Raw genomic sequence first — 4,224 nt, forward strand, 5'->3', positions numbered from 1 at the left:
CGCCCGGTCACCTCCCGCGAGCGTGACCGCCGCCGGGAAGAGCGATCCGGCCAGGACGGCGAACGGCGCGATCGAGCATACGGCGGCGCCGACGAGCGGCCACGGTCCGGCGGACCGCCCGGGGCCGATGCCGAAGAGCGCGGGGGAGAACCTGGCCGCGAGCAGAGTGAGCGGGGCGAGCATCCCGAGGAGCGCGAGCCGGCCACTGAAGACGCGGGCGGATGCGGCGCGCGCCCGGGCTCCGACGAGACTCCCGAGGCCCGTAAGCCCCAGCCAGATGGCCAGCGCTATGCCGAGCGACATCTCGTTGCCCCGCCAGCCCACGAGCAGTTCGCGGAGGACAAGGGCCTGGACGGAGAGGGCGAGGAAGCCCAGACTCGCGAAAGCGGCCGCCGTCCTCGGTCGAAGCGGACGAGGGATGGTCCCGTGTTTCAGGGGGCTCTTCTCTTCGCGCAGCGTCATGACACTCCGGAGTCTATCAGACATCCCGGCACGCACACGGGGCTGATGCGCCAGAAGTACACGCCCCGCTTGATGTTAGCACGATAGAAAACGGTTGACACCTCTCAAACCCGTCTGCTAGCCTTCCTCGCTGAACGAGGATGAGCCGGGCCACGAGGCGGTGTCCGGCATTCGGGTAAGCGCGTCCTCGATGCGCGCTCTCTCACCACACGGGCGCGATCGGAAAGAGCATTCAGTGACGAACCGGCCCCCAAGCGAGGACGAGCCGAGGGTCAGCCGGGAGACGCCGGCCGCTGAGGGCGGTCTCGCGGGCGCATCTCCCTGGCTCGTGCGTCTGGCCGGCTGGTACCTCGAGCGTTTCCGCAGGCACGAACCGATCTCCTTCTCAGAGGCGTTCCGCGATGCCGAGCGGATCCTGGTCATGCCCGAGCCGGGTGTGACGGGGGCCCTCTTCGCCATGCCGACGATCCGCGCCTTCCGCCGGGGATACCCCTCCGGGAAGATCGCGGCGCTCGTGCGGGAGGAGGACAGGGACCTGCTCGAGGGCGCGTCCGAGCTCGACCGCGTGATAGGATACAGTCTGCCGCGAGGCGTGCGCCGACTGTCGGCCCTCGGCTCTCTCGCGAAGCGGCTGCGCTCCTATCGGTTCGACATCGCCATCGTCCTCGACCGCGAGTTCGATCTCGAGCGTGTCCTGCTCTGCTACGCCACGGGGGCAAGCGTCCGTGCGGGGATGCAGAGCTCAGGGAACGAGCCCTTCCTCAATATGGAGGTGTCGCGGAAGGTCTCCGGTAGGACGCGGGCGCAACTCGGCCTCGAGATCGCCCGGGTCATCGGCGTCGATGTGTCGGACCTTGCGCTCCGCTGGGTGGTTCCGGAGCGCGAGCGGCGGCTCGCGGAGCAGCTGGTCCACTTCCGGAAGCCGAGGGAGGAGGAGCTGCTGGTCGGGTTCGACCCGGGACCCGGACGGGGCGGCACGTCAATGTCGCTGGCTCAGCAGGCCCGCCTCCTCGACAAGCTGTGCACCGACTACCAGGCCAAGGCCATTCTGCTGACGTCGCCGGAGAACCAGGATATCGCGCGCCGGCTCGAGTCGATGCTCTCGCGCGAGCCGATCGTCGTGCAGCAGCGTCGGACCCGCGACGTCGTCAGCCTGCTGGGGCAGTGCGACCTCTTCGTCGCGGGCAACACGGACCTCGTGTACTTCGCCGTGGCCATGGACGTGCCGACCGTCTCACTGATGGCGCGCGAGGAGATCGAGCAGTCGGCGCTTCCCGAGAGCGGGCTCATAGAGATCGTCGAGCTCGTGCCCGGTGAGCGGTTCCCGATCGAGGAGTTCATCGAACGGACGGAGGCTGTCCTGCTCGCCGGAGCGGGGTAGGACCGAAAGGCCATGCGGCTCTTTCTGAGACTCATCGCATACGTGAGACCGTACTGGCGCCGCCTTCTGGCGGCGCTCGTCTGCATGGCCGTGTTCGCGATACTGTCGGGCGCCACGCTGGGGATGATCCTCCCGTTCGTCAACGTGCTCTTCCAGGAACATACGCTCGTCGCGGAAGAGACGGCCGAGCCCGAGGGTGCGGCCGCCGAGCTCGTCGGCTCAGCGACCGATATGGCCGGCGAGATGTCGTCGATGGCGGACGACGTCGAGGTCGGCGGGGCGTCGGTCGGGGGGCTCAAGGAGAGACTCAGAGGGCGGATCCTCGGCTTCTTCGAGAGCGAGACGCCGATGAGGGCGCTGGCGAAGATCTGCGTGGCGCTGCTCGTCGTCTTTCTCGTCAAGGGCATCTTCGGCTACCTGCAGACCTTCCTCATGATCACGGTCGAACAGCGCGTGATCCGGGACCTGCGAGACGAGCTCTTCACGAAGCTGTCGGGTCTCTCGCTGTCGTTCTTCCACGGCAGGAGGACCGGCCAGCTCATCTCACGCATCACGAACGACGTCAATCTGGTGCGTCGGGCTCTCGTCGCGACGTTCGCCAATCTCTTCCGGGAGTCGTTCCTCGTCGTCCTCTATCTCGGCGTCGCCATCTGGATCAGCTGGAGACTGGCGCTCATCACGTTCGCCGTCCTGCCGCCGATCGTCTACCTGATCGGCAGGGTCGGCCAGCGCCTCAGGAAGCGGAGCGCCCGCATTCAGGAGAAGATGGCCGACATCACGTCGACGCTTCAGGAGACGATCTCGGGGGTCCGTGTCGTCAAGGCGTTCGGAATGGAGTCGTACGAGCGCGGCCGGTTCCGAAAGCAGACGCAGGAGTTCCTGAGAAGGACGATCAGGATGGAGGTGCTGGGGGCCCTGGCGGGCCCGCTGACCGAGTATCTCGGGGTGGCCGGCGTCGTCGTGATCCTGTGGTACGGCGGGCGGCAGGTGCTGGTGGGCGGCACCGTCTCGCCCGACTGGTTCCTCATCTTCCTGGCGGCGACGCTCTCGACGATGCAGCCGCTCCGCAAGGTGTCGAAGGCGAACAACCAGCTCCAGACCGGTCTGGCGGCGGCCGCCCGGATCTTCGAGATTCTCGACACCGTCCCGTCGGTGCGGGAGGCCGAGCATCCCCGGAAGCTGCCCGGATTCGTGGACAGCATCCGCTACGAGTCGGTGTCGTTCCGGTACGACACCGGCGGACAGGTGCTGCACGATATCGACCTGACCATCAGCCGCGGTGAGATCGTCGCCATCGTCGGACCGAGCGGCGCCGGGAAATCGACGCTGCTCGATCTCCTTCCCCGCTTCTACGATCCGACCGCGGGAAGGGTGACGATCGACGGCATGGACCTCCGGGACGCGGAGCTCGCTTCGCTCCGCGCACTGATGGGGATCGTCACGCAGGAGACGATCCTGTTCAACGACACCGTCCGGAACAACATCGCGTACGGGCTCGAGGGAGCGAGCGACGAGGACGTCCACGCGGCCGCGAGAGCCGCGAACGCGCACGACTTCATCTCGGGGCTTCCCGAGGGCTACGATACGTTCATCGGCGAGCGCGGAACGATGATCTCGGGCGGTGAGCGTCAGAGGATAGCGATCGCCAGGGCGATTCTGAAGAACCCCCCCGTGCTTGTTTTCGATGAGGCGACGTCGTCTCTCGATACCGAGTCGGAGAGGCTTGTTCAGGAGGCGATCGAGCACCTGCTCGAAGGACGCACGGTGCTCCTGATCGCGCACAGGCTCTCGACCGTCCGCAACGCCGACCGCATCGTCGTGCTCACGGACGGTCGCATCGTGGAGACCGGAACCCACGACGAGCTCATGGGCGCGGGAGGTGTCTATCGCAGGCTGTACGAGATGCAGTTCCGGGACGAAGGTGTCAACACGACCGGAGCAGGTCAGTGAAGGCGACGCCCGACGGGACCGACGGCTTTCTCTTCATCCGCCTGAGTTCCGTGGGCGACATCGTTCTGACGGAGCCCGCGGTCGCGGCTCTCAGAGAGCGGTTCCCCGATGCGAGGGTGGGCTTCGCGCTCAAGCGGCGCTTCACCGACCTGGTCGCCGGCAACGAGTCGATCGACCGGGTCCACCCGTTCGACGAGACCGGGGGTGGTCTCCGGCGACTCGCCCGCGAGATCCGCGACGTCTCGTACCGCTTCGTCATCGACCTGCACTCGAACGCGCGGAGCCGCGTGCTCTCCCGCGCCTCGGGCGCCGACGCGGTTCTCAGGTACAGAAAACGCGATCCGTTCGACAGCATCGCCGTTCGCGTCCTCAGGCGACCGTACCGCGCCTCTCGGCGGCTCGTGTCCAGGTATCTGGAGACACTCTCGCCA

4 protein-coding genes are annotated in these 4,224 nt (G+C 67.1%); 3 read left to right on the forward strand and 1 reads right to left on the reverse strand.

The features are described from left to right. Positions 1 to 462: hypothetical protein (locus GF405_09665; protein ID MBD3368419.1), on the reverse strand; the 462-nt coding region annotated here is incomplete at its 3' end. Between the two features lie 190 nt (positions 463 to 652). Here GF405_09665 and GF405_09670 point away from each other — a divergent pair. From GF405_09670 to GF405_09680, 3 genes are all read left to right on the forward strand, one after another. After that, a complete protein-coding gene (locus tag GF405_09670; GenBank protein ID MBD3368420.1) occupies positions 653 to 1,843 on the forward strand; it encodes a hypothetical protein in 1,191 nt (396 codons plus the stop codon). A 12-nt stretch (positions 1,844 to 1,855) separates the two neighbouring features. After that, positions 1,856 to 3,793: an ATP-binding cassette domain-containing protein gene (locus tag GF405_09675; GenBank protein MBD3368421.1), complete on the forward strand. Its 1,938-nt coding sequence runs from the start codon at positions 1,856 to 1,858 to the stop codon at positions 3,791 to 3,793. After that, on the forward strand, positions 3,790 to 4,224 hold a 435-nt coding region (locus GF405_09680), incomplete at its 3' end, for a hypothetical protein (protein ID MBD3368422.1). The genes GF405_09675 and GF405_09680, both read left to right, overlap by 4 nt.

This window comes from Candidatus Effluviviaceae Genus V sp., from assembly GCA_014728125.1.
GTDB lineage: Bacteria > Joyebacterota > Joyebacteria > Joyebacterales > Joyebacteraceae > WJMD01.

What these genes read in the sequence shown, in the direction of transcription:
- GF405_09670 (MBD3368420.1), top strand. Translation starts at nt 653, where the DNA reads ATGCGCGCTCTCTCACCACACGGGCGCGATCGGAAAGAGCATTCAGTG.
- GF405_09675 (MBD3368421.1), top strand. Translation starts at nt 1,856, where the DNA reads ATGCGGCTCTTTCTGAGACTCATCGCATACGTGAGACCGTACTGGCGC.